General features: G+C 33.5%; 3 protein-coding genes and 1 pseudogene. 2 read left to right on the top strand and 2 right to left on the bottom strand.

What is annotated here, in order from left to right; genetic code table 11:
• Positions 1–268: pseudogene (locus AC1DJR_RS30050) on the bottom strand (preprotein translocase); the annotation flags it as partial.
• 190 nt (positions 269–458) lie between these two features.
• Here AC1DJR_RS30050 and AC1DJR_RS30045 point away from each other — a divergent pair.
• Together AC1DJR_RS30045 and AC1DJR_RS30040 are read left to right on the top strand one after the other, a co-directional pair.
• The gene (locus AC1DJR_RS30045; protein WP_410592067.1) at positions 459–608 is read left to right on the top strand and encodes a hypothetical protein; all 150 of its coding nucleotides are present in this window, start codon (positions 459–461) and stop codon (positions 606–608) included.
• 191 nt (positions 609–799) lie between these two features.
• The gene (locus AC1DJR_RS30040) at positions 800–1,075 is read left to right on the top strand and encodes a stage V sporulation protein S (RefSeq protein ID WP_002035358.1); all 276 of its coding nucleotides are present in this window, start codon (positions 800–802) and stop codon (positions 1,073–1,075) included.
• A 161-nt stretch (positions 1,076–1,236) separates the two neighbouring features.
• Here AC1DJR_RS30040 and AC1DJR_RS30035 read toward each other — a convergent pair.
• On the bottom strand, positions 1,237–2,195 hold a 959-nt coding region (locus tag AC1DJR_RS30035), incomplete at its 5' end, for a tyrosine-type recombinase/integrase (RefSeq protein WP_477004264.1).

Here is a 2,195-nt window from a genome sequence, read left to right as displayed (position 1 = left end):
ATTGTATAGTAGTCGGATTTAATAAGGAAACTCCTCCTGCCAAAGGGCCAACGTGATTAAACGGAAAAGAACCGCCAAAAGGAACAGTTATAAACTCAGTTTGCCAAAAAGTGCCGTAAGCAGGCTTAGATGATTTATGTGAATGGTCGCATGAACATTTTTTATACGAACTGGAAGATTGATGGCACGAACATTTTTTATATGAACTAGAAGAAGAGTGGCATGAAGATCTTTTATATGAACTTGAAGAATGATAGTATGAACCCAATATATTACCTCCTATTATTAAKAAATGTATAACACATAGTAGTTTATGCAATCGAAAAGCAATTGGCGTGTATACTTGTCCATATATAAGGTAATAGATTTGGGATAAAAAGCTGGCATAATATAAAGTGCTCTAATGAGGAGATATAGTTTTCAAAAAAATGGAGTTAGAATATTCTATGTAATGAATTTTGGAGAAGAAAAAGGATGAATATTTAGCAGATAACTCTATCCAAGGTTTTAAAATGTTGAAGTATTTAAACTTTAAGATAGTATATCGTCAAAGTAAAGAAGCGAAGTATTTAAAGGACAGCATTTTAGTGAAACAGAGAAATGGATAAAGCGATGATTAAGTTTTTAACTTAGTCGTCGCTTTTTATTTATGTAGTTGTGCAGGAAGAAGGCAAAAAATATCGAATGAATGTAATTATACAGAATTGTTTGTATTTATTTCGAATAGTAGTTAAAGATACGTTAGTTATATTTCAAACAGTAAGAAAAGAGAGATTAAATAATAGAGGGAGCAACTTACATGGAAAATATATTAAAGGTATCCTCAAAATCAAGTCCGAATTCAGTGGCAGGTGCAATAGCGGGCGTACTAAGAGCAAGTGGCAAAGTAGAAATCCAAGTGATTGGAGCTGGTTCTTTAAATCAAGCGATTAAAGCAATTGCGATTGCAAGAGGTTTTGTAGCTCCAAGTGGCATTGACTTGGTTCTTGTTCCAGCGTTTCAAGAGGTTACTATCGATAATCAAGAAAGAACAGCAATCAAATTAATTGTAGGTCCTAGAAGGAGAAGGTCTTAATAGCGAGCATTAATATAAGGGGATTTGAAAAGGTCAATAGACTCCAAAAAGTTAGACACGTTATTTCATATAGTATGGAAAACCTTATTATATCAAGGTTTCTAAGTGGTGATTTCCCTCGATGCTCACATTTTGCTCACATTAAATCTTTTCATTTTTTATCAGGTGTTTTCATTAGATTTTATTATGCTCTCGAAGTTTTCTGCTGCTTGTTGCTGCATGTTCTGTGTGATATGACTATATTTGTCTAAAGTCATTTGAATAGAGGAATGCCCTAAGCGATCTTGTACGATTTTAGGGTGTTCTCCAGCCTGAAGCATAAGTGTAGCGTGAGTATGTCGTAAGTCGTGTATACGAATTCGAGGAACACCAGCTTTTTTATAGTGATCATTCAAAAAGCGATGAGGAGCATCTATATGTAAGGGCGAATGTATCGTATTGCCGGTGAAAATAAAAGCCTCTTCATTCAAGTGTATACCCCAGCGGAAAAACTCTTTCTTTTTATAGGAGTAGTAGGATTGTAACTTCTCTATAACAAAAGAAGAGATACTAATACTTCTATTTGAAGACTTAGTTTTGGTAGCAGCTTTAAATAGTCCTTTTTCTGTTTTTACAAGTGATTTATTAACCAGGATACGTTTATTATCAAAGTCAATATCTTTCCATGTTAGTGCAAGCAACTCTCCACGTCTCATACCTGTATAGATCGCAAGTAAAAAGAACATATAGTATTTCTTATTTTTTTCTTTTAAATATTGAAGGAATCGATTACATTCCTCGCTGGACCATGTTTTCATTTCACCTTGCTCTTCACGCGGCTTTTTTACCTTATTCATTATATTATCATGTATGATTTCCCATTCTACAGCATGTTTGAATATGCATCTGAAGCAGCGATGGATATTGCTGATTGTACCATTTGACAGGCCTTTTTCTTTAAGTTCAGCATAATAACTTTGAATCATTACAGGTTTAATACTTTTAATTTTTTTGTAACCAAATGTGGGAAGGATATAAAGTCTTACTAGGCTTATGTCTTTTTCATAAGATGTTATTTTTAACTCAGCTTTACGAATAGGCTTTAATTTTTCCCAGATATCTAACACACTTAATTGTTTGT

This window comes from Bacillus sp. 05T31 (assembly GCF_056396725.1).
Note: the sequence above shows the minus strand (reverse complement) of the source record. Positions and strands in the feature narration are given on the sequence as shown.

Excerpts from the sequence above, each read along its gene's own strand:
- AC1DJR_RS30040 (WP_002035358.1), top strand. The coding sequence starts at position 800 with ATGGAAAATATATTAAAGGTATCCTCAAAATCAAGTCCGAATTCAGTG.